The organism is uncultured Christiangramia sp., from assembly GCF_913046405.1.
GTDB classification, from domain to species: Bacteria; Bacteroidota; Bacteroidia; order Flavobacteriales; family Flavobacteriaceae; genus Christiangramia; species Christiangramia marina.
The window spans coordinates 1-21,182 of record NZ_CAJWRQ010000033.1 but is presented as its reverse complement, the minus strand read 5'-3'; the positions used below and the strand labels follow the sequence as shown (position 1 = coordinate 21,182).

The 21,182-nt window shown below is 37.4% G+C and carries 14 protein-coding genes and 1 pseudogene; 4 read left to right on the top strand and 11 right to left on the bottom strand.

Going from position 1 to position 21,182, the window contains the following annotated elements; all coding sequences use genetic code 11:
* Positions 1-92: 92 nt before the first annotated feature.
* The 4 genes and pseudogenes from QZ620_RS06215 to QZ620_RS06200 all read right to left on the bottom strand — a co-directional run.
* The gene (locus tag QZ620_RS06215) at positions 93-2,969 is read right to left on the bottom strand and encodes a sensor histidine kinase (protein ID WP_295180088.1); all 2,877 of its coding nucleotides are present in this window, start codon (positions 2,967-2,969) and stop codon (positions 93-95) included.
* A gap of 81 nt (positions 2,970-3,050) precedes the next feature.
* Entirely contained in the window at positions 3,051-3,800 is a 750-nt protein-coding gene (locus QZ620_RS06210) for a LytTR family DNA-binding domain-containing protein (protein ID WP_295180082.1), read from the bottom strand.
* A gap of 155 nt (positions 3,801-3,955) precedes the next feature.
* On the bottom strand, positions 3,956-5,317 hold the full coding sequence (locus tag QZ620_RS06205) for a hypothetical protein (RefSeq protein WP_295180080.1): 1,362 nt from the start codon (positions 5,315-5,317) through the stop codon (positions 3,956-3,958).
* Positions 5,318-5,334: 17 nt separating this feature from the next.
* A pseudogene (locus tag QZ620_RS06200) lies at positions 5,335-6,150 on the bottom strand (TonB-dependent receptor); the annotation flags it as partial.
* Positions 6,151-6,380: 230 nt separating this feature from the next.
* On the opposite strand from QZ620_RS06200, the gene QZ620_RS06195 reads away from it, so the two are divergent.
* A complete protein-coding gene (locus tag QZ620_RS06195; RefSeq protein ID WP_295180078.1) occupies positions 6,381-7,457 on the top strand; it encodes an IS110 family transposase in 1,077 nt (358 codons plus the stop codon).
* Here the strand turns inward: QZ620_RS06195 and QZ620_RS06190 are convergent.
* The 3 genes from QZ620_RS06190 to QZ620_RS06180 all read right to left on the bottom strand — a co-directional run bounded on the left by QZ620_RS06190 (position 7,437) and on the right by QZ620_RS06180 (position 12,155).
* Positions 7,437-9,089 carry a TonB-dependent receptor gene (locus QZ620_RS06190; RefSeq protein WP_366935446.1) on the bottom strand — a complete coding sequence of 551 codons (1,653 nt, stop codon included), beginning with the start codon at positions 9,087-9,089 and terminating at the stop codon, positions 7,437-7,439. The two genes, QZ620_RS06195 and QZ620_RS06190, sit on opposite strands and share 21 nt — an antisense overlap.
* 473 nt (positions 9,090-9,562) lie before the next feature.
* Positions 9,563-10,228: a DNA-binding response regulator gene (locus QZ620_RS06185; protein WP_295180076.1), complete on the bottom strand. Its 666-nt coding sequence runs from the start codon at positions 10,226-10,228 to the stop codon at positions 9,563-9,565.
* A gap of 7 nt (positions 10,229-10,235) precedes the next feature.
* Positions 10,236-12,155: an ATP-binding protein gene (locus QZ620_RS06180; protein WP_295180075.1), complete on the bottom strand. Its 1,920-nt coding sequence runs from the start codon at positions 12,153-12,155 to the stop codon at positions 10,236-10,238.
* A 316-nt stretch (positions 12,156-12,471) separates the two neighbouring features.
* Here QZ620_RS06180 and QZ620_RS06175 point away from each other — a divergent pair, with 316 nt between their 5' ends.
* Positions 12,472-13,731 (top strand): putative inorganic carbon transporter subunit DabA, encoded by a 1,260-nt coding sequence (locus tag QZ620_RS06175; RefSeq protein WP_295180073.1) that lies wholly within the window; start codon positions 12,472-12,474, stop codon positions 13,729-13,731.
* Between the two features lie 243 nt (positions 13,732-13,974).
* Here the strand turns inward: QZ620_RS06175 and QZ620_RS06170 are convergent, their stop codons facing one another.
* The 4 genes from QZ620_RS06170 to QZ620_RS06155 all read right to left on the bottom strand — a co-directional run bounded on the left by QZ620_RS06170 (position 13,975) and on the right by QZ620_RS06155 (position 18,220).
* Positions 13,975-14,268: a hypothetical protein gene (locus tag QZ620_RS06170; RefSeq protein WP_295180071.1), complete on the bottom strand. Its 294-nt coding sequence runs from the start codon at positions 14,266-14,268 to the stop codon at positions 13,975-13,977.
* 22 nt (positions 14,269-14,290) lie between these two features.
* Entirely contained in the window at positions 14,291-15,223 is a 933-nt protein-coding gene (locus tag QZ620_RS06165; RefSeq protein WP_295180069.1) for a hypothetical protein, read from the bottom strand.
* A gap of 327 nt (positions 15,224-15,550) precedes the next feature.
* Positions 15,551-17,851 (bottom strand): FdhF/YdeP family oxidoreductase, encoded by a 2,301-nt coding sequence (locus QZ620_RS06160; protein ID WP_295180067.1) that lies wholly within the window; start codon positions 17,849-17,851, stop codon positions 15,551-15,553.
* Positions 17,852-18,220, bottom strand: a complete 369-nt coding sequence (locus tag QZ620_RS06155) for a hypothetical protein (protein WP_295180065.1) — start codon at positions 18,218-18,220, stop codon at positions 17,852-17,854. It lies immediately after the preceding gene.
* 285 nt (positions 18,221-18,505) lie between these two features.
* Between QZ620_RS06155 and QZ620_RS06150 the strand changes: the two genes are divergently transcribed.
* Positions 18,506-19,096, top strand: a complete 591-nt coding sequence (locus tag QZ620_RS06150) for a molybdenum cofactor guanylyltransferase (RefSeq protein WP_295180063.1) — start codon at positions 18,506-18,508, stop codon at positions 19,094-19,096.
* An 884-nt stretch (positions 19,097-19,980) separates the two neighbouring features.
* The gene (locus QZ620_RS06145; RefSeq protein WP_295180061.1) at positions 19,981-21,096 is read left to right on the top strand and encodes a DUF2914 domain-containing protein; all 1,116 of its coding nucleotides are present in this window, start codon (positions 19,981-19,983) and stop codon (positions 21,094-21,096) included.
* Positions 21,097-21,182 lie beyond the last annotated feature (86 nt).

The following is a 21,182-nucleotide window of genomic DNA, read 5'->3' as shown; positions in this document are numbered from 1 at the left end:
ATATAGCAGCTACCGCCATCTAATTTTTGGTGAATTTATAACTTATGTTCAGCTCAAAATTAACGGTTTAGTAAACGTATCGATTTCTTGAGTTATCGTTGCAAACTTAGTTTCAGGCTTACCATGGTACCTTTTCCAGGCTCAGATTCTATGTTCAGCGCATCTTCAATGTCGTAGTCTAAAAGTGCTAGTCTTTCTTTTACTAAGCTTAGACCTTTAGAGTTATGCAGCCGATTCTTTCCAGTAGCCGTAAAACCAGAACCATTGTCGATGATCTTGCAGCATAAGGCATGCTCATCAAGCTTTTCAAAAATTATATGCAGTTTTGGATCTATACTTTTTACAGTAAAAGCATGTACAAATACGTTTTCGACAAATGTTTGAAGAATCATGGTAGGAACCTCTACATCATAGGTGTCGATCTTAGGATCCAGCTCAAAATTAACCTCTATAGCATTATTCATACGAGTGTTTTCTACCCGAATGTAAGATTGTAAATATTCGATTTCTTCAACCAGTAAAATAGTAGGTTTAGTACAGTGATCAAGATTCAGGCGAATGAGTTTGGCAAAATCACCCAGAAATATCGTGGCGTTATCAATGTCGCTATCCATAATATAATTCTGAATGGAGTTCATGGCATTGAAGATAAAATGCGGATTCATTTGAGCAAGTAATGCTTCCATTTTAGTTTCTTCAAACCTTCTTTGGATAGCCCGCTTTTGCCGCTCGAATCTTTTGTTCTTAGCAAGTTCATATTTATAGATCGCATAAACGATCGCCATTAGTGCCAGAAAAATATAGGTAAAGAACCACCAGGTTTTCCAGAAGGGAGGCTTTATGCTGAAATTAAGAATATTCTGTGAGTAGTTTAATCCTGTACTGGAATCAAGAACACGAACCTGTACCTCATAATTATTAGCTGGAAGATATGGCAACAGGATTTCAGAATTGCTGGTTGGGTTACTCCATTCTTCATCCTGGTTTAGCCTGTATTGATATTGTAATTTTTTAGGATATGGATGAGCATTGGTCGAAAAGCTGAGCAGCACCGTATTCTCATCGTAATTAAGATCGAGATCATTTACAGCATTTTCAGTCAATTCGTACTCTTTGTTATTAATAGCAATATCTTTTAACTGAATCCTTTTTACCCGATTAGATGATGCAAGAACTTCTTTAATATTGACCCTGAATAACCCATTTTCGCTGCCAATATGTAATTCATCGTTCTCGATTTTACTGCTGAAAAATGGCTGCTCCAAACCTTGTTCTTCGTCCAGAAATATAAAGCAGTCATCATTAACGAGTGTAAGTCCACGTTCTGTACCGATGATTAAAGTACTACCATAGGCATTGAGAAAAGAAATGGTATTTCCCTGAATACTGGCCCGGGGAATTTTTCTTAAAACTTCAAAAGATCCAGGTTTGTCCCGAACGATGAAAACATCTCCGAATTCACTGGAAATAGCCAGATTGTCGTTGTGAGATACCATATGCCGAAGATTTTTTTCCTTCCAGATTTTTAAATTCAGGTAAGACTCGAAACGGCCATTCTCATACTTATAAAGACCAGTAAATACTGATGTGAAATAGGTTTTATTATCAGTTTTCAGACTGCTTACCACCATGGTTGGTGTGTCTTTATGATCCTGTGGATAATATTTGTAAGACAATTTTTTTGGATCGTCGTAAATTCGAACACCTCCATAAGGGTTGGTTTCGATCAATTTACCATCGGTCGTGAAATTGATCTCTTCTGAATGTAATGGTAAATAGGTATCCAGTTTTCCATCTGTATCTATCGAAAATATCCCAATATTAGAATTTATCCAATAAAGGTTATTTGAAGTTTTGATGTCATAGAACTTAATGTTACTTGCTGTGGTGTTATGGTCCAGTTCATAAAAATCATCTTTATGTTCTGGTAGTGGCCTAGTTGTGGTCCTGAGATAATTTTGCTGCCAACGCTTAAAATCTAATAATTGAATAAAAAACTGGTTCGTTGCAGAGTTGATTTGAACGCCCTGCTCAAGCAAATATGCTGTGTTCCCATCTATCTCCGCAAAACCCTGGATATTTTGATTGAACAGTTCTTTAAATTTTATTAGTGGTTTTAGCTGAATTTCGTAGACCCCTGATGATAAGGTGCCTATGTACAATCTTTCAAAAGCTTCGTCGTAGGCCAGAGAATACATATCATTTCCCTGTATTCCGAAGGAATTTGTACGGTCTCTAAAATTTTCATTCAGTTCGAAAATACCCCCATTACTGTCATAAATTCCCCAGGCCGCAGCATAGATAGTTGAGTCACTCGTTTTTACGTAGTCCCATATTATTGAATTCGCGAGTTCTTCTGAAGCAGGCTCTCCTGATTTTATATATTCTGAAATTTCAGATTTTGTATAATGCCCCTTATTGCTACTGAATATGCTGTTATCGTCAACGAATGCAGAATAGATATACCTTTGATCGTTTACCTGTTTTAGACTGAAAGATCCTTCCGAAGAAACTTTAAAAACTCCGGTTCTATAGGTCGTAACATAGAGTTCTTTCTCAAATTCGAAAAATCCAGAAACTCTTAGTAAAGCCTTAGACCCTTCATTTTTCCATGACTGAATATCGAATGTGTTTATATCAATTCTTGAGACACCATCACTGGTTCCAACGTAGATGTAATTTTTATATGGAAAAAGTTGGACTATTTCATCATGAACGAGTCCGTCTTTTGTAGAGAGGATCTTGAAATCATCACCATTGAAAACACTTATCCCGCTCCCATAACTTCCAAACCAGATCCTGTTTTGCTTATCCTCAGTGATTGCCCAGCAACTATTCAGGGCGAGTCCATCTTCTTCAAAATAGCTTTGGAAAATATTATTCTGCTTACTTACAATTCCGTTCTCGGTTCCTATCCATAGCACATTATTGCGATCAACGAACAATGCGCGGACTGCATTATTCGGCAGTTCGTTCGCAGCAGAATAGTTCCTGGAGGGAAAATTCTGGGCCCAGAGGCACTGGACACAAAAAGAAAGGTTATAAAGCTTCTATTTATTTTGTAAGATAGCATTGATGAATTCCTCTTCTTTACGGAAGGAAACCGGAAGTTTCTCCCCGTTGGTTAACTCAACTTCCTTGTTCGCTTTATGGTAGCGCACAACAAAATTCAGGTTAATGACATAACTTTTATGTATTCTTAGAAATGCTGAAGGGAGGATTTCTTCTACAAACTTAAGTGTTTTTGTGGCAGTTTTTGTAGTTCCATCAATACCTTTTATCGAACAATAATTACTTTCAGCCTTACAATAGAGGATCTGGTTAGAATGGATTAGCTCAAAACCTTCCAACGTAGGGAAGGCAAGTTTTGCGATATTTTGATCATTTACATTCAGGTTCTCGAGAAGCAACGTTAGTTTATCTTTAGTGGATAATTTTCTTTTTCGTTCCTCAAAACGTTTGATCGCATCTCTCAGGTCGATATGATTGATGGGTTTCAGAATATAATCAAGAGCGCTCTGCCTTATGGCCTGGACAGCAAAACGATTATGTGCGGTGGTAAAGATCACTTCAAAATTTACAGGATCGAATTGCTTGAATAATTCAAATCCGCTCTTTTCCGGCATCTGAATATCAAGAAATACCAACTCAGGCGCATGGTTATTAATAGCAGTAACGCCAGAGTCAACAGAATGGCATTTGGCTACAATATTGAATTTGTTGGGAAAATACCTTAGGAGTGTTTTTTCAAGTACATTTTGAGCACTTAGCTCGTCGTCGATTATAACTACTTTGATCATGCCATAAACTTACATATTTGGAAAGATATGACCATAGTGTATAACCTGTAAAAAAGTCGCAAGACTTATTAAGCTTCAAAAATGCAAAAAGCCACTATTATAAATAGTGGCCTTTCGCCTTCACAAAACAGAATAATGTGGTTGAGTTATTACACTTAGAACGCTCCTATAAAGTGACTACCCTGAGTGTTCACCAGTTCAGCACCTTTAGTAACTTCTCCAGTCTCGGTATCTACAATATAAATATTTCCATTTTCGCCAACCGGAGCCTGCGTAAGATAAATCTCGGTACCATCTACTGCAAATCCCTGGTATTGGAAAAGGTAGAAATTAGGGTCGTAAGGAATAGCGTCGATCTTTTGTGCTGTCTTGGAATTAAGGTCTATTAAAGCAAAATATCCCTGTGCACCAGCAACACCTTCAGCCGATCCGGCATGACGATATGCAAGCACAGCCTTTCCATTCGATGCTGGTCTCCATGCAAGGATATAAGCATCATTTACGCCTAGAGCTTCGTCAAGATTGAATACATAAGAGTCATCATATTCATTATCTGAGTCGATCTTTAAAATATGTGAACCTTGTGGATCACCCTGATTCGCCTGGTAAACACTTCCATTATATTCAAAGGCATTTATACTACGATACCCGTTAGTGTTACCAACTCCAACTTCAGAAACGATCACTTCAGGGTTTAGAAGTGATGGATAATCAAGAACAATAGATCTAGAGGCTAAAACCGCACCATCATTATCTCTCTCTCCAGTTTCTGGATCTACCTTACTAAGTCTCGCACCAATATAGATTTTATCACCCGCTGCATTTAAAGTAGGCATATCGATTCTTGAGATATAATATCCTGCAGCTTCTTCTTCAGCAGAAAGAGGTACACTATGTTCCTGAAATTCCTTGATTGAAGAGTTTTGCAAATCCAGGGTTACAATTCCCATGGTAGCTTCAGTACGTACATAAAAATCATCTGATGAATCGTCTGGAGTATCATTATCACTAAATTCGTTTCCAGTATTTACATAAACTGCAGCTCCAGTCTGGTCTCCATCAAAAAGTTTGATCCATCTTGGAGCAGATCCTACATAAGGAGCAATACTGATCTCCGAACCTGTTTGTTCGAAATTTTGCCCACCTAGAACATTGTATTTTGTGTAATTTCCACCAGTATCCCCGGCATAGCTAATATTGAAAATAGTGCTTCCATCTTCTGAAGCCTGTAAACGTGCAGTTCGATTCGACGGAACAATAAATCCATTTTCAAATGGTTCTATAGAAAAGTCAGGATTTTTTGCATCTTCGCTTGAAACTGAATATATTAAAGTTCCTCCATTTCCATCACCTGGCTCTTCGCCCATTTTTGCTGCAGCAACGGTAATCCAGCGGCTTTCGGTCTCTGGTTCAGGAATAATATCATCTGTGCTATCGTCGCTACTACAGGAGGACATAAGTCCAACGACTGCTATCGCGCTAAAAATTGACTTAAAGTTGAAATAATTACGATTCATGTTATGAGTAATTTTGGTTAGAATTTATTTAATGAATAGTTTAATTTTAAGTAGAATGCTCTTCCAGGTTTTTGAACTGAAAGATTGTCAAAAACAGCCTCGTCTAAAATGTTCTTTACATCGAAGCTTACTACAATATCCTTCCGAGGAAATGTATAGCTCAAACCGAGATCATGAGTAAGCTGTTGTGGTACTTTAAAAAAGTCGTCTCCAACAGTATTGGAACCTTGAGGCACCAAGTAAGAAAATTCATCTGTGAAGTACATATTGTAGAAAAGATCCAATCTTGATTTCTTCTGAAGTAGATCTTTAAGCGTATATCTGGTATTTCCACTCATAGTAAGAAATGGAGTATTTGGCACATCAATTTCAGATCCCCTGTTTTCGATTTTAACGTCAAAACGGGAAACATTGAAATTGAAATCCAGATTGTTATTATAGGAGTAATTGAATTGTGCATCAAAACCCTTGGAAGTTCCGCTGCCCTGGTTCACGTATAAGATCAATTCATCATCTACATTCAGGGACGTTTCAATAGGCAATCCAATTCTATCCTTAATATTTCGTAGAAAAAGATTCGTGGTTATTCCTATACTGTGTCTTTGGTAATTAAAAGTACCTAATCTTAATCCTACATTGAAATTGTTACTTTGTTCAGGGTTGATACTAGAATTTGCTACCACATTATCTCCATCATTTCCAAAGATTTCAGTTTCGTCTGGTAGTCTAACGGCCTTTTCCGCAGAGGTGAGAAGCATTACTTCTGGAGTTATCGCGTAGGATAGTGCAAATCCATAACCTTCATTTTCTTTATTGCTACTTACGGTCTCGTTCGTATGTTAGATTTCTCGAGGAAATTTAGCTAAAAATAGGAATTAATAATTAAACCAATGGAAGGGATAGTGAGGTCTCGGTAGATACATTTTATTTAATGATATCGTGCGTTAGAAATTCCACCCTTCCATTTTTCTCTCAGAACTTGAACAGTACCTGGATCCTTTTATAGAGATCGTATCAAAGACGAGCAAAAGTAACGGAGAATCCGGTTTATAATTAAACAATTATGAAGGACCACATTTTAAAAGTAGCCTTGGGAGTAGATGTATCAAAAGATAATTTGGCGGTATGCCTTTGTCGTCTAACGGTTAACCTGGCAAAAGAGTTTGAAGATTCTTTTGAAGTAAGCAATGACATCTCAGGATTTAAAAAACTAATACGATGGCTGGATGCACAAGTAGCAGAACGGGAAAATCTTTGGGTGGTTATGGAGTCCACCGGGGTTTATCATGAAGGCTTTGTTTATTACCTCTATGAAGCTGGTTTTAATGTGAGCGTGATGCAATCTGGACGAGTTAAGCGTTATGGCCAGAGTCTGGACCAAAGATCTAAGACTGATGCACTGGATAGCCGTATGCTAGCTATGCTTGGTTGTGAACGTGCATTACCTTTATGGACACCACCAGATCCTACCTTGCGGGAATTGAAAGGTCTGAGTCGGGAACGCTCATTTCTTCTAAAGGAGAAGCAAATAGAGAGGAATAGGCTTCATTCGAACCAGCATTCCGCATACAGTAATAAGCGGGAATTAAGAAGGTTTAAACAGCGTTTAAAATTGATCGCTAAACAATTGGAGGAGGTAGAGAAAGAGATGAAGGTATTGATCAATGACACTCCTGATCTAAAGTGCAGAATTAAACACCTGGAAAGTATTCCAGGAATCTCCTTTGTGTCGGCAGCCACAGTAGTAGGTGAAACCTTAGGCTTCACTGGCTTTACCAATGCAAAGCAACTTACCAGTTATGCTGGTTTTGATGTAGTGCTGAAAGAATCTGGGGCTTATAAGGGCAAAACCAGGATCAGTAAGAAAGGGAATAAAAATATACGTAGGGCACTGTATATGCCGGCGATGACCGCTGTCCGATGTAATACGACATTGAAGAAGTTTTATGAGCGCGTGAAACCTACTAAGGCTAAACCTATGATTGCTTTGGTGGCAGTAGAGCGAAAGTTATTAGTACTGATGTACAGCTTATGGAAAAATGAAATAGATTATGATTCAGAATATGAGCAAAAAAAGACAGCAAGAACCGAAGTCCTTGCTGCACAGGATAGAAGCAATTTAGCATTGACTTCTTCCTAAAATTTTAATCAAAAATACTTGTTTTATAACACAGTACCTAACTATTCTCCTGTCGCCAGTAATATCTGTTACGAAGGCAGGATCTGTACTAATAGTTTTCTGCTGATAATATTTTCCAAAAATGCTACTCTTCAGTTTATTTTCGAAAGCATTCAATTCATAAGTAATTGAAATAATGTTTTTGCGCAAATCTCTTGTACCTACGAAGCTATTTTCGAATTCAGAATCCAGTGCATCACTGTCTTCGCGATCTATGGAACTATACAAATGATTGACTAGAAAAGTATGATTATCTGCAATGGAGTAGGAGAGTCCGGTTCTTATAGAAGCAACATTTCTGTCAATTTTAGCGAGCGTTGGGCCTCCTTCTTGCTGGGAGCCCCAGGTATATTGGTATTCATTTCCTCTGAAATCTATGGCTCGTTCTCCATTCCAGCTATAAGCCCAGGCAAGAGTATCTGTGACCTGGCGGTCACGTTTTCCATAATAAGCATTTACTTTAGCGTTCAGACCATCTGTAAATAGATCTGATTTTTGATAACTCAGATTTGCCAAAGCAGCCTGGGATTCAAAAAAGCGGTCTTTATACGGCGTAATGGTCATAAATGCTCCATGCTGAACTTCTTTGTAATCATCAGATCCAGTGAAGCCAACAAAAAATTGATCTGCCCACGAAACATCGGTATATCCTAATTGTACAATCCCACCTGTCGAACGATATGCATCATTGAACCTTCTTGCAGTAATAGGAGTTTGAACTCCTCCAAGACCTGTAACTACAACACTTCTGCCGGAAACTTCGTAATCATTATCTGAATAATTGTGAAAACCTGATGCTTTTATGGTAAATCCGCTATCATCAGCGCGATACAAACCATTCATAGAAGCCTGGAACGTATTAAATGATCCGTAAGATACGGAGGCATTTAAACTGGTATTCATAGATTGATTTAATACAATATTGATGGCACCACCCAAAGCATCGTCAGACAGGTGTCCGGGAACCACTCCCTTATACACTTCAATTTGCTGGATAAGTGATGGCGGAATACTATTTAAATTGAAAGATGAACCAAAAGTAGAAATAGGAATTCCGTCAATAAATATGCGAACAGCACTCCCGGATAGTCCATTCAGACTAAATTGAATATCTGATCCTAAACCACCATTTTGTCTGAGTTTGACTCCAACCGTATTATTAAGAAGTTCAGTAGTCTGAATATTTCTTTGGCTAGCTTCTTCAGTATTAATTACACCGATGGCAAAACCAGTTTTCTCAAGTTTCGTTTTTTTGGATTCTCCCTGAATTGCCACTTCATCAAGTTCATAATCACCTTCATTCTTTAGCTGAATATCATGTGTTACATAATTTGAGTCTAAAATTACCTGATGAAAACTTACGGATTTATTGGTGTTAACTTCCAGAAGATATGTACCTGTAGGTATATTTTTAAATAAGTAGATCCCATTACCATTTGTACGGGTAGTGCGACTATAATTTGATCGACTTAATTTTATCTCTGCATTCGCTACGATATAGTTATTAGCATCAGTAATCTCGCCTTTTAGTTGCGACTGACTAAATAATGCCGTTGGTAGTATAAGTAGTAGTATTAAAATCGTTCGGGTCATTGTAGTAGTAATTCCAGACAAAATTATATCTATTTAGACTAAATCCAAATAAAAATCACATGAAAAGTTATTAATTTCTATTGATTTGAAATACAGGTAGATATAATGTTAAAATATTGTAGGGACTTGTTGTTGGTTTTTTTAGACACTTTTAAGCAGAGCGGATCGGATTCATCGAATTGAAATGGTTCTACAGTGAACGGTGATGCAGATTTTCCCGGATTTAAAATTACTGATTAATTTAAAATTGATAATTCTCACTTTTCAAGGAGTTCCTATCTAAGCAAGGGTTGGTACCTTCTATGTTAAATAGCTCTAATTTGAATCGTTTTAAGGAATGTCTTTTGGAAAGGCTTTATGGAGAACGTTAGACCTGTGAAATAATTCGTAGGAGATACTTGTAAGATAGAGTAAAATAAACAAACTTTTTGCAGGTAGGAGGAATAGCTTGAATTCTTTCGTAATTACTTGTATTAGATCAATTGCAGATCCTTCATGATCGAAATCAAATGCGGATTCGTATTCGCTCTAAATTCATCCCTCAATTCTTTTAGCCTTTTTTCGATCGCACTTTTACTACTCGGCCTGATATTCTTATTTTTTAATTCCTTTTGAATTTCGTCCTGTGTAAAACCGTTTGCCAGATATTTAACAATATTGATCTCGAAGTCATTTAAAGTAAGCACATTATTCTGGTTCAGGATCTTTTCAATCGACGGAGAATTATAATTGGCACCTTCATTCAAATTCAGGATCGCCTCTTTCAGCTCTTTTAAGCCACTGCGGTCTTTGCAGACATAGGCATCTATATTTCCACTTGCCCAGAGTTCCCTGACCGTTTGAGGGTGGTCTTCTATCGAGTTCACGATAACTTTAAGTTGAGGATCTTCGAATTTTAATGCCGAGATAAGGTCTTTTCCGGAGGTTAGTTTTTCCTCCCGGTAATCTGGTTTGAAGGAAAGATCACAAATTAGTAGATCATAAGGACTGCCTTCCTGTATAGCTTTTTTGGCCAGAAGCCAGGCTCTATCACAATATTGCGCGTGATCTACCTGTGCAATTTTCAAATCTTTCAACACAAAAGCGACAGCATGATTTATACTGTCCATATCTTCAGCAACTAGAACTTTTTTAAACATGTTAAAATTATATTGGAATTTGAATTAGAACCTTCAATCCTTTTTCCTGTTCAGTTTCAAAATTAAGTTTTCCTTTGATAGAAAGAATACGGTTTTCCATATTAATAAAACCATTACCGGCTTTCAGACTTTGACGTGAAGTACCTATCCCATTATCAGAATATTGAATATGCAGCGTTCTGTTTTCTTCGGAAAATACAATAGCAACCAAACTGGCCTTACTATGTTTGTTCATATTGATCATGATCTCCTGAAGGACACGGTAAAGAATGATCTTTTTCTCCGGGCTTAAGCTTTTCCAGTTGATGCTGTTTTCCCCACGAAGAATTAGTCTGGCATCTGCCGGTAAACTGGAACTAAGCGTGGAGAGCAAATGGGGAAGGAAATCTGCTCCTGTTGGAATACTGCTATTTTCCCTGGAAATATTACGTGTTCGGTTATAGATATTTTCCAGCTTATCCATGAGCATATTGGGTGCAATCGAATCCATACTGCTCATAACATTGTAGACATCGTTTGCCAGTTCATCATGTATTTTTTTGGAAATCCTGGATTCTGTACGATGCGCTTCGCGAATTTTATCCCTGGTATGTCTTTGTCTTAAATAATAGAAGCCGAATCCGCCACTTACTAAGACCAGCAAACTTCCTAGTGATAATATGATGATCTGGTCCTGCAGTTGCTCTTTCTCTATAGCCTGTAGAGCCGTTTGATCTTGTAATTGATCGATCTCTAATTCTTTCTGTTCCTCATCAAATTTAATTTTAGCGAACATATTTTTAGCCTGGGCATTTTCCGAACGGATGCTATCGCTTAGCTGAATATAGATTGTTGAGAATTTTTTGACCGATTCCATTGGCGATAGGTGGATCAATTTTTCTATGGCATTCAATTGCGCCGATTTACTATTGAGTTCCCTGGCTGTAGTGAGCAAGCTATCTCCGTAAAGTTTTGACACATTTTCATCCTTGTTTCGGTAAAAATTGGAAAGGTGATCATAACTGGCGAGTAGGCCATTTTTCCCATTGTTCAGCAGTCTTATATTCCTGGATTCTAACAAATCATCTTCCACGTTAGCGGTAGAGTCTTGCAACCACCTGGTGTAAGCCAGATTATCTAAGAACCTGGCCTTAGAGAGAATATTAGTTGAATCAGAACTGCGCAGGATGTTTTCAAAAATAATTATGGCCTCATTGTAATTCTTTTCATCCTGGAGAGATAGTGCAATATTGTTTAAATTACTCAAACTGTCCTTCACATTGGCAGCAAATGCAAGAGCGTTTCTCCATTCACGTTTGGCATCACTTTGAAAACCCTGGTTACGATATGCTGTTGCAATAATATTGTAAGCGGTACTAAAGTAAGTGGAGTCAGTGGGATCCAGTAGTTTGAGGGCTTCAGCAGCAGTTTGTTGAGCTCCGGTATAATCTGTTAATCTGCTTTGTGCATTAGCCATCTCTATTGTTCTTTGCCCGGCCCTGGAAGAATCTCCATCAGCAAGGTGTAACTCCCTGGAGATAAAAGCATTTCTAAAATATTCTTTATAATCGTTTAGAGAGCGATGAATAATAGCTTTACGGTAAAAACCTGTAGCTTCAAAATGAATATTTTCATAGATCCTAGATTGATCGATCATTTTTGAGGAATAGACCAGTGAGCTGTCATAATACCTTAATTGATTAAAGCTATAGATAACGCCATCCAATAACTTGAGATGCACTGTATCATTGTCGATCCTGGAAGAGTTCAGACCATATTTAAAATTAGCAAGCATTTCTGCTGGCAACTTTGATTTTAATCCTTGCTGAAAATAATATTCTCCGCTGCCAGGTTTAATTTCTTCTGAACTGTTTTCCGAAGCCTGGTCACAAGCGGTCAGGCCGAGACAAATACCGAGGTAGATCAGAAAATACTTTGAGATTTGCATTTAGCGAAAATATATAAAAACTGAGGAACCCAGAATACTTAATTGGAAAGTTTGAAAACTAGCAAAGAATGCAAGCTATTTCAGCCATTTATGGCAAATTCCGAAGATTATATAAAAAACTTTATCTCAAGAAATGGAGCAAAATATGAAGTAGATAAACCTGCATAAAGTTCTAACTGTTTCTAATATAAATGATCACCTATACTTCGGAATATTTTAATTTTCAGTTCTTCTGGAATTTATCGGGCCAGCTTCAGAATGAATAATATCAAATATCGATCTCATTATTCCGGAATAAAGTAGGGGAGAGCTCTCTTTGTTTACTTCTGGTCAAATATTTCCGAAGAACGCCATGCTTCCATCGGCTTTCGGGTTTGTGGAAGCTGCTGGTCTGGTTTATGGTGGAGGACTTTTCAGTAGAACAATAGTTCCGCAAGGTTTGTATAAATGGAAACGAAATTCTGAAAATCCGTACGAAAATTATTGCGATACAGATTTACTGAAAAATGTAAACGATTGTGATATTCAAATTCCGTTAATTGAACAGGCCGGAATCTTAAAAAATGCGTTTGATTTACTTGGATGGCAGACTTTTGCAGATTTGATCGTCTTTACCGGACATGGTAGTCATACTGCAAATAATGCATTTGGTTCAAGTCTGGATTGCGGTGCATGTGCTGCGAACCCGGGTAGACACAACGCCAGAATGCTCGCTAAAATAGCAAATAACGAAGTTGTAAGAAAAATTCTGGCAACCAATTTTGATATTGAAATTCCCGAAAACACCTTATTTCTAGCAGCTGAGCACAATACAACGACAGATGAGATCCTGCTATTTGAAGATAAGACCAAAGATATTCATAAGGCAGCAATCATGTCTTTAAAGGCAGACCTGAAAAAGGTTCAGCGTAGCGCTACAGCTAAACGACTTAGCACGAAGAAAAATTCAGTTTCTCTTGCAGAACGTAAAGCAAATGACTGGAGCGAAACCAGGCCAGAATGGGGACTCGCAAAAAACGCCGGATTCATTATAGGACCCAGAAATCTAACAAAAAAGGTTGATCTGGACAGTCGATGCTTCTTACATTCCTATAATTGGAAACTGGATAAGTCGGGAAAGGCTCTCGAGACTATTTTACAAGGTCCCATGACGGTCACTCAATGGATAAACAATCACTATTATTTTGCCATGGTTGATAATAACAAATTTGGTGGCGGAAATAAAATCGTCCATAATATTACGGGCAGATTTGGCGTAGTAGAAGGGAATGGAGGTGATCTTAAAACAGGACTACCGCTCCAATCGCTCATGAAATCTGATGAAGAAATATATCATGAGCCCTTAAGATTGTCGGTAGTTATTCAAGCACCTTTAAATAAGGTAAGAGAAATAGTATCCAGAAATCCTGAAACTAAAAAACTCATTGAAAATCAATGGATCTACGTAATGGTTTTAGATCCTACGGAAGACAACATGATATACGATTTAAGATCAGACATCTCTTTTAAGTCCCGATATGAGGAAAAGAATGAAAGGAAAAATGTTCCAGCTTTTTTGGAATTAGCCAAAGTTTAATAAAAACTCCTTTCTAAATAGAGCGGCTAAATGAATCTTCAGATGGCCGCTTTTTTATTTTATAGAGTTGAATTTGCGAATACTTTAAAGCTTGTTGATCTATTAATTTATAAACACGCTATTATAAGTAAAAACTAAACGAATTTTTTAAAAGTCTTACTCTAAAAAGGCAGCTTTAAAATTTGAGTGGAATATAAGATCTATAAGTATAGCTTGAGATGAAATTCTAATACTTCAGCTTTGTTAGCTGACATTGTATTTTTCCACCTCTGGCGGCTGGTTTGCCAGGTTCTTCAGCACATTCACACAACTTTGTAGTTCCGTAGTCATTGAGCTTTTCATGAGCATCGGAGCGTGCTCAAATGGATACAAGCGCATTTTCTTCCGGATCTTCTTCACAGTCCCCGTCGATTTCAAATGCATGAATAGTATTTTCGTAAAAATAGACCAAAGGATCCCGATCATACGATGAGGTGGTCCACATCCTGAATTCATCAGGCATTCCCGTATCAAACTGAACAACGCGTTCATCTTCATTTTCTGAGATGGTTGTAAGCTTTTAGTTAGTATCCCTGATGGCAAAAGTTTTAAATTGATTCACACAGGATGGCTGGCGCATAGTATAATACAACTCAGAAGTAGCGTGGTTATGGTATGAATATAAGGTGTTTACAGCCTGAACGGTCATTCCAACTTCGGCACCAACTTTTTGTCCGTTGATCTCATCTATTCTTAGCAATCCCCAATGTCCCAGGATTTCAGCATAAGCATATCCACCTCTTACATTCGCGAAATTTTTTTGATTTCTTTCACTTTCTTCAGCATACATTGGGAACCAGCCTACAGATGCCCAAAGATTTGGTAGTGATCTGGCACTTACATCATAAGGGAAATTTTTAGGTGCCTTCACCTTTTCACCGGTCACCATTCTAAAGAAATTCTCAGAGAAGGTATAACCTTTAGCTTTCACCTCTGGATCGCTAACTTTAGTTTCAAAAAATTCTTGAAAAGTGGTTCTATCAAGCCATTTAGCGACTTCAGACCTTGCCTCCAGTTCACCGCCGGGACTATAGAGCCAGTCAACATTGCCTCTTGCAGCGAAGCAAGCTTTTGCAGCCTCAGGATTGTGCAGGATCTGGTAGATGTTTTTGACCATTAATTGCATATCGCGACGCTCCATCACACATAACTTACCAATTCCGTCCACGGTTTCATAAGTTGCCACGTCTGAATCAATGCAAGAGCTTCCAGCTGGAGAGGTCGTTAAAGCCACCGCATAAGCTTCAAGATACTGCAGCGATTCTTTCCATAAAATATCGATATACTTCTGTTCCTCTTCGGAATACACTTCAAATTCTTCCAGACATTTAAATTTTACATTTTTCAGATCTTTGGGATTGATAAAATCCGGAATTTTCTGTGCATAACTGAAGGTGATAGAACTAATAAAGAAAATCGTACTCAGGATATAATTATAATTGTTGCTTCTCATTTCGAATTTAATTTTATCAGCCTTAGAGACATGTAAACTTTTAGTTGCCAGAAAAAATTGTCGGCATCTGGAACAGTTGTTTGTAATTCTAAAATAGTTCAATTTTAAGACACTAAAGAAGCACTGTCACTTCGGAAATATCTATCTATGTTATTTTTTACTTCCGAAGTAAATGATTAATTCTCATCAAAAGTCAGGCTTAAGGCTCTATGAAGATTATGATTTTATTCCTGTTTTCAACTAGTTTCCTTATTCCAATTAGAGTCTGATACCTAAGTTAGTTCTACAGAGAAGATTTTTTTATCACATTGAAGATCGTCTACTTAATTAAATTTCCTTTTCAATCCGAATCTTCACCGACTTGCTAATAGGTGTATTACTACGCTCTGCAAAATGGTTGTAAGGCACCAGCGGATTGGTTTCAGGGTAATAGGCAGCAGTGTTGCCGGCCGGAATGTTATAAGGCAATACTTTAAATTTGTACGCCATTCTTTTCTTGCCATCATAGGTGCTACTTAAATTAACGATCTCAAATTTCTTTAAACCGCGCTTCTCCATATCTTCCTGATTCATAAAGATTACCCGACGTTCGTTATAAACTCCGCGATATCTATCGTCTAAGCCATAAATAGTGGTATTAAACTGGTCGTGACTTCTAATGGTCATCAACATTAATTCATCTTCCTGTAACTGGTGGTCTGGAAGTTTATTCAAAGTGATCTGTGCTTTACCATTAGGCAACATACTAAAATCTCTGTGCCGCACATTATTAGGAAGGTAATATCCAAAACCTTTAGATCGTTCACTGGTCTTCTCAAATCCCTTGGCGACCAGATCAATTTTCTCGCGTATTAATTCGTAATCTTCTCCCATTGCTTTCCAGTCTACGGGGTGATTTCCGTTGAAAAATGTATGGCCAAGATTCCCGATAATTTCAGGCTCGCTCATAATACTACTGGATGCAGGTTTTAAAACACCTTTGGATTGCCGGATTCGTCCCATACTACTTTCCATTGTCAGGAAACGAAGATTTCCATTTTTCTCATCTTTTTCAGACCTGCCGAAAGTAGGTAAGATCAATGCTTTATTACCCGTTACTAAGTGTGAGCGGTTTAGCTTAGTACTAATTTGAACTGTCAATTTACAGTTATTGAGTGCCTGCGCAGTATAATCGGTATCTGAAGCGGCCATTAAAAAGTTTCCTCCTAAAGCGAAAAATACACTCGCTTTGCCTTCATGCATCGCCTCCATAGATTCAACCACATCAATACCTTTTTCGGTAGGCGGATCAAAATTCATATGCTTTTTAATACGCTCATTAAGATCTTTATCTACAAAGTGCATGATTCCCACGCTTCGATCTCCCTGCACATTACTATGCCCACGCACGGGACAGGTACCCGCATTTTCCTTGCCTATAGCTCCTTTCAGTAGCAATAAGTTCACGTATTCCCGGATGGTTTCCACCCCGTTTTTATGCTGAGTAAGTCCCATGGCCCAACAGACAATAATTTTGGTCTTCTTGGCAAGTACCTCTACGGCTTGATTTATTTTTTCATTAGAAACTCCCGTTAAAGCGAGTAATTCTGCTTCATCGAAGGATTTTAGATCGTCTATCAATTCTGAATATCCCTGTGTGTATTCTTCAAGAAACTCATGGTCAAAAACTGTATGGTCTAAAGCATCTTTTTCAGCAAGACGTTTAAGTATCAACTTTACCAAAGGAATATCCTGGTTAATATTGACTGCTAAATGTAAGTCGGCAATATCTTCACCACTGCCAAGTAAACCCTTGATATTTTTGGGATTTTTAAAATTAACCAGTCCGGTTTCTTCTAATGGATTTATCGCAATAATATAGCCACCGTTTTCTTTACATTTTTCAAGTGCAGATAGCATTCTTGGATGATTGGTGCCAGGATTTTGGCCGGCAATGATCACCACTTCAGCTTCATAAAAGTCTTCAAGTTTGGTACTTCCTTTTCCAATCCCCAGGGTTTCGTCAAGGGCGACTCCGCTGGATTCATGGCACATATTGCTGCAATCTGGCATGTTGTTGGTTCCATAAGCGCGAATAAACATTCCGTATAAAAAAGCAGCTTCATTGCTGGAACGACCGGATGTATAGAATATAGCTTCGTTTGGAGAATCCAGACTGCGTAATTCTTCTGAAATTAATTCAAAGGCATCCTGCCAGGAAATGCTTTCGTAATGAATGCTGCCCTCGCGTAAGACCAGTGGTTCTATAAGTCGGCCGAATTTATTTAGCTGAAAATCACTTAACTCTGAAAGTTCTTCCACTGAATATTTCTGAAAGAAAGCGGCATCAATATGACTATGCGTAGCTTCATCTGCCAGGGCTTTTGCTCCATTCTCGCAATATTCTCCAATTTTGGAAGGATGTTCGGGATCTGGCCAAGCGCAGCTAGGGCAGTCAAAGCCATCCTGCTGATTAATAGTGAATAGAGCTCGCATGGAATCCACAACACCCATTTCTTTAAAGGTATGCTTTACGGTTTCTCTAATCCCCAGTTTTCCTGCAGCATGGGTAACGGGATCTTTAAATTCAAGTTCCTGAAATTTAACGGGTCCTCTATGATTTACGTTTCTTTCGATTTTCTTTTTCATCTAGAGCGCAAGAGTTTTTGGGTTAGGGTAATTATTAGATTCGTCTTCACCACGATCTTCCAGGCAGGTAAAATCTTTCTCGAGAAGGACATCTATAGATTTGCCTTTAGAAGTAATGACAGAATGAGAAAATCCCACCCGATTGTTAGTATCCCAATCTTTCAGAAGAGCATCAGAAATTTGCAAAGAGATCTTATTATTGAAAAAATTAATATTTAACTGCTCAGTTGTTGCAACTTTCACTTCATAAGCGAAATCCAGGTTTGGAAAATTTGTGGTTTCTTCGATAGATCCTTCTCTGCATAAGTGTTCCACTTCATTTTTCGTCAATCTATATCTCACCGAATTTCCTCGAATCCTAATTTTCATTTTAATGTAATTTTATTGGCTGCTGACTATTCAAACAACCATTTAAAGTTAAGCCTAATGGTTTTAATTATGGATAAGAATATTACTCGAAATAAAACTTTTAAGGTGCTTTTAAGGTTTTGTGGTAATTTATGATTGATACGGAATAAGAAACGATCTAAACTTTCTGGATTTCAAGATGTAGTTTACTATCTAAATTTCTGCTTAATTACAATACATCTAGATTTTCAAATCAGGTTTGTCTTTTCAGAATTAGCTTATTTTTATTTCCTGAAATCAATTGAAGTGATAGAAAAAGAAGCGATCGAAGTTTTTATACTTGCGGGAGGGGAAAGCAGAAGAATGGGAACAGATAAAGGTCTGCTCAATTTTCAAGGAATGCCCATGATCTTGCATATCATTAAGCTTCTCGACACCTTAAACTTGAAAACCAGTATAATTAGTAGTAACAAGGAATATTTGAAATTCGGTAAACCTTTATATACCGATATTATTCCGAAGAAAGGACCTATGGGCGGATTATATACTGCTCTTGAATATTCTAAGGCTCCAATGGTTTTATTGCTGGCTTGCGATATGCCTTCCATTAACAAAGAAGGAATACAGAGTTTGATGACCGTAGCCGAACCTGGAAAAATAACTGTGGCCACAGATTCGGAGCGAATTTCTCCGCTTTTAGCCTGCTACCCAAAATCAGTAATAGAAAAAGTAGAGAAAGCTATTTTGGCAGATGAATTAAAAATGCAGGATTTTGTTTCAAAGCAACCCCATGTCATATTAAATCTAAACGCACTCGAGAATACAGCGATTTTACGGAATATAAATACTCGAGAAGAATTACAAGCTGCAGAAAATAAATTAATTGATGGCGAATAGTTATTAGGCGAGTCAGGCTTGGTCTATCAAACTATGCGATTGCTGGTACAACTTCCGACGATAAATAGCTTGCAAAAATATAATCCTGAAATACTAATTAGCATCTCTCCGTTTTTGTTATTAGTCTTTGATTTGTAAAATCACTTAGGAGTGCAGATATTTAAAAAATCAAATCGCATATTATATACAATCTTCTAAAGATTTTTAAATCTAAAATGGCGGACAGCTGCATTTTGATATCGACCTAACTGATCATGAAAGTCTAGCTTCCTACAAAGCGGATATTCATAATTACTTTAATGAACAGAGGTATTCTGTCGTTTAGCAGGAAGCAGAAGTATGGTGGTCTTTCCAGCAAATTTTTCAGATTAATACATTTTTTAAAGTTTCGCTCATGAACACATCGCTATTTCCAAAGGTATCGCGGTATGGGAATACTATTCATGAATCATCGCTATGGATGCTACCGGTAAATTGCAAGAAGCCTTTATAAAGATCGCCCTAGGACATTACGGTGATCATTACCATGAGTATTATTAGAATAGTATACATTATTTCTTAGATTGTTTGATTGTCCAGGCTGAAAGGATGATCAGGTTACTAACACCACTATTTATATAAAAACCTAAGATTTTTGAAGGATAAGCATGATACAGGAATCTACTGAAATTAGTATTTAGAGACTATAAATTACAATAGTAAAAACGAACTCTATAAAATCATGGCTCGCAGAGTTCAATTAATCTATTTTAGATCATTTTATTTTCTTACATGAAAATTAAGTGCAAGGAATGTTCCTGAAAGTAAATAGACTACCTGCTATTAATTCAAAGCAAATAATCTGATAGAGTTTTTACGCTAAATTTGCCGCTACTTAACATATTATGAAAAGAGCTTTAGTAGGATATAGAAAAAGTGCTTTTGGAAGGTATATTGCTCGCAATCAAAAGTACGTACCCATTCTTTTTTTTATGGGTGGTTTTATCTTTGATACCTTGACCTTGGGGCGAATAGATCGTGTTTATGATACGTTGGTACTTTGCTCGCATATGACCTTGGTTACAATCACTCTTTATTTATATAATGTAGTGAATGAGGAAAAGTGGGAAGGTACATTGATCAGGCGTTATTCCGAATACTTTCCGCTAGCTATACAGTTTTTCTTTGGTGCACTTTCAAGTGCATTTGTCATCTATTTTTTCAGAAGTGTTTCCCTGTCAAAAACTATGTTTTTTTTCATATTGCTGGTTTTGCTCTTATTTGCAAACGAGTTTCTCAAAAAGAAAATCTCTAATAAATACCTTCAGTTTAGTGTATATTTTTTTATAAGTTTTATCTTTTTTGCCTTCATGATTCCCACGCTCATCAGGGAGATGAATACCTTTATTTTTATCATTTCGGGTTTTGTAAGTCTGGGGTGTACGCTGGCACTCATCATGTTTATTTACGGTTCAAGCTCGGGCACCAGAGCTGAGATAAGTCTGAAAAAACTGATCGGTCTTATCTTTTCTATTTATATCACAATTAATGTTTTTTACTATTTTAATCTTATTCCACCAGTGCCGCTGGCTATGGATACCGGGTTGGTGGCACATGATGTGCGAAAAATAAATAATGAATACATAATCACTTACGAGAAGAATCCATGGTATATATTCTGGCGTAAACATCACACGACATTTCATCGTGAGATGGGTCAAAGAGTTTATGTGTTTACTTCGGTTTTTGCACCTACAGATTTAAAAAAGCCCATTTTTCATAGGTGGCAACATTATGATCCTGAAACCGAAACATGGCAGGTTACTGATGACCTTGGCTTTGAAGTTGCCGGTGGGCGTGATGGTGGATTCCGAGGATATACCTATAAAAGCAACCTTAGAGAAGGTAAATGGAAAGTTGATGTGATTACAGAAGAGGAACTGGTACTAGGTGTTGTGGATTTTGTCATTACAAATACTTCTGAACTTCCTAAAAGCGGAATGGTAAAGAAAATATTTTGAAAACTGTTCCTTGAAAATGACGTTTTCGTACTTATAAATATTAGCTAATTTAAACTTTCATTTTATTTATTATTATTTCTATTGCT

Coding starts and splice junctions, on each gene's coding strand:
- QZ620_RS06180 (WP_295180075.1), bottom strand. CDS start 12,155: ATGCAAATCTCAAAGTATTTTCTGATCTACCTCGGTATTTGTCTCGGC.
- QZ620_RS06185 (WP_295180076.1), bottom strand. CDS start 10,228: ATGTTTAAAAAAGTTCTAGTTGCTGAAGATATGGACAGTATAAATCAT.
- QZ620_RS06160 (WP_295180067.1), bottom strand. CDS start 17,851: ATGAAAAAGAAAATCGAAAGAAACGTAAATCATAGAGGACCCGTTAAA.
- QZ620_RS06170 (WP_295180071.1), bottom strand. CDS start 14,268: ATGAAGATGAACGCGTTGTTCAGTTTGATACGGGAATGCCTGATGAAT.
- QZ620_RS06205 (WP_295180080.1), bottom strand. CDS start 5,317: ATGAATCGTAATTATTTCAACTTTAAGTCAATTTTTAGCGCGATAGCA.
- QZ620_RS06145 (WP_295180061.1), top strand. CDS start 19,981: ATGAAAAGAGCTTTAGTAGGATATAGAAAAAGTGCTTTTGGAAGGTAT.
- QZ620_RS06190 (WP_366935446.1), bottom strand. CDS start 9,089: ATGACCCGAACGATTTTAATACTACTACTTATACTACCAACGGCATTA.
- QZ620_RS06195 (WP_295180078.1), top strand. CDS start 6,381: ATGAAGGACCACATTTTAAAAGTAGCCTTGGGAGTAGATGTATCAAAA.
- QZ620_RS06165 (WP_295180069.1), bottom strand. CDS start 15,223: ATGAGAAGCAACAATTATAATTATATCCTGAGTACGATTTTCTTTATT.
- QZ620_RS06155 (WP_295180065.1), bottom strand. CDS start 18,220: ATGAAAATTAGGATTCGAGGAAATTCGGTGAGATATAGATTGACGAAA.
- QZ620_RS06210 (WP_295180082.1), bottom strand. CDS start 3,800: ATGATCAAAGTAGTTATAATCGACGACGAGCTAAGTGCTCAAAATGTA.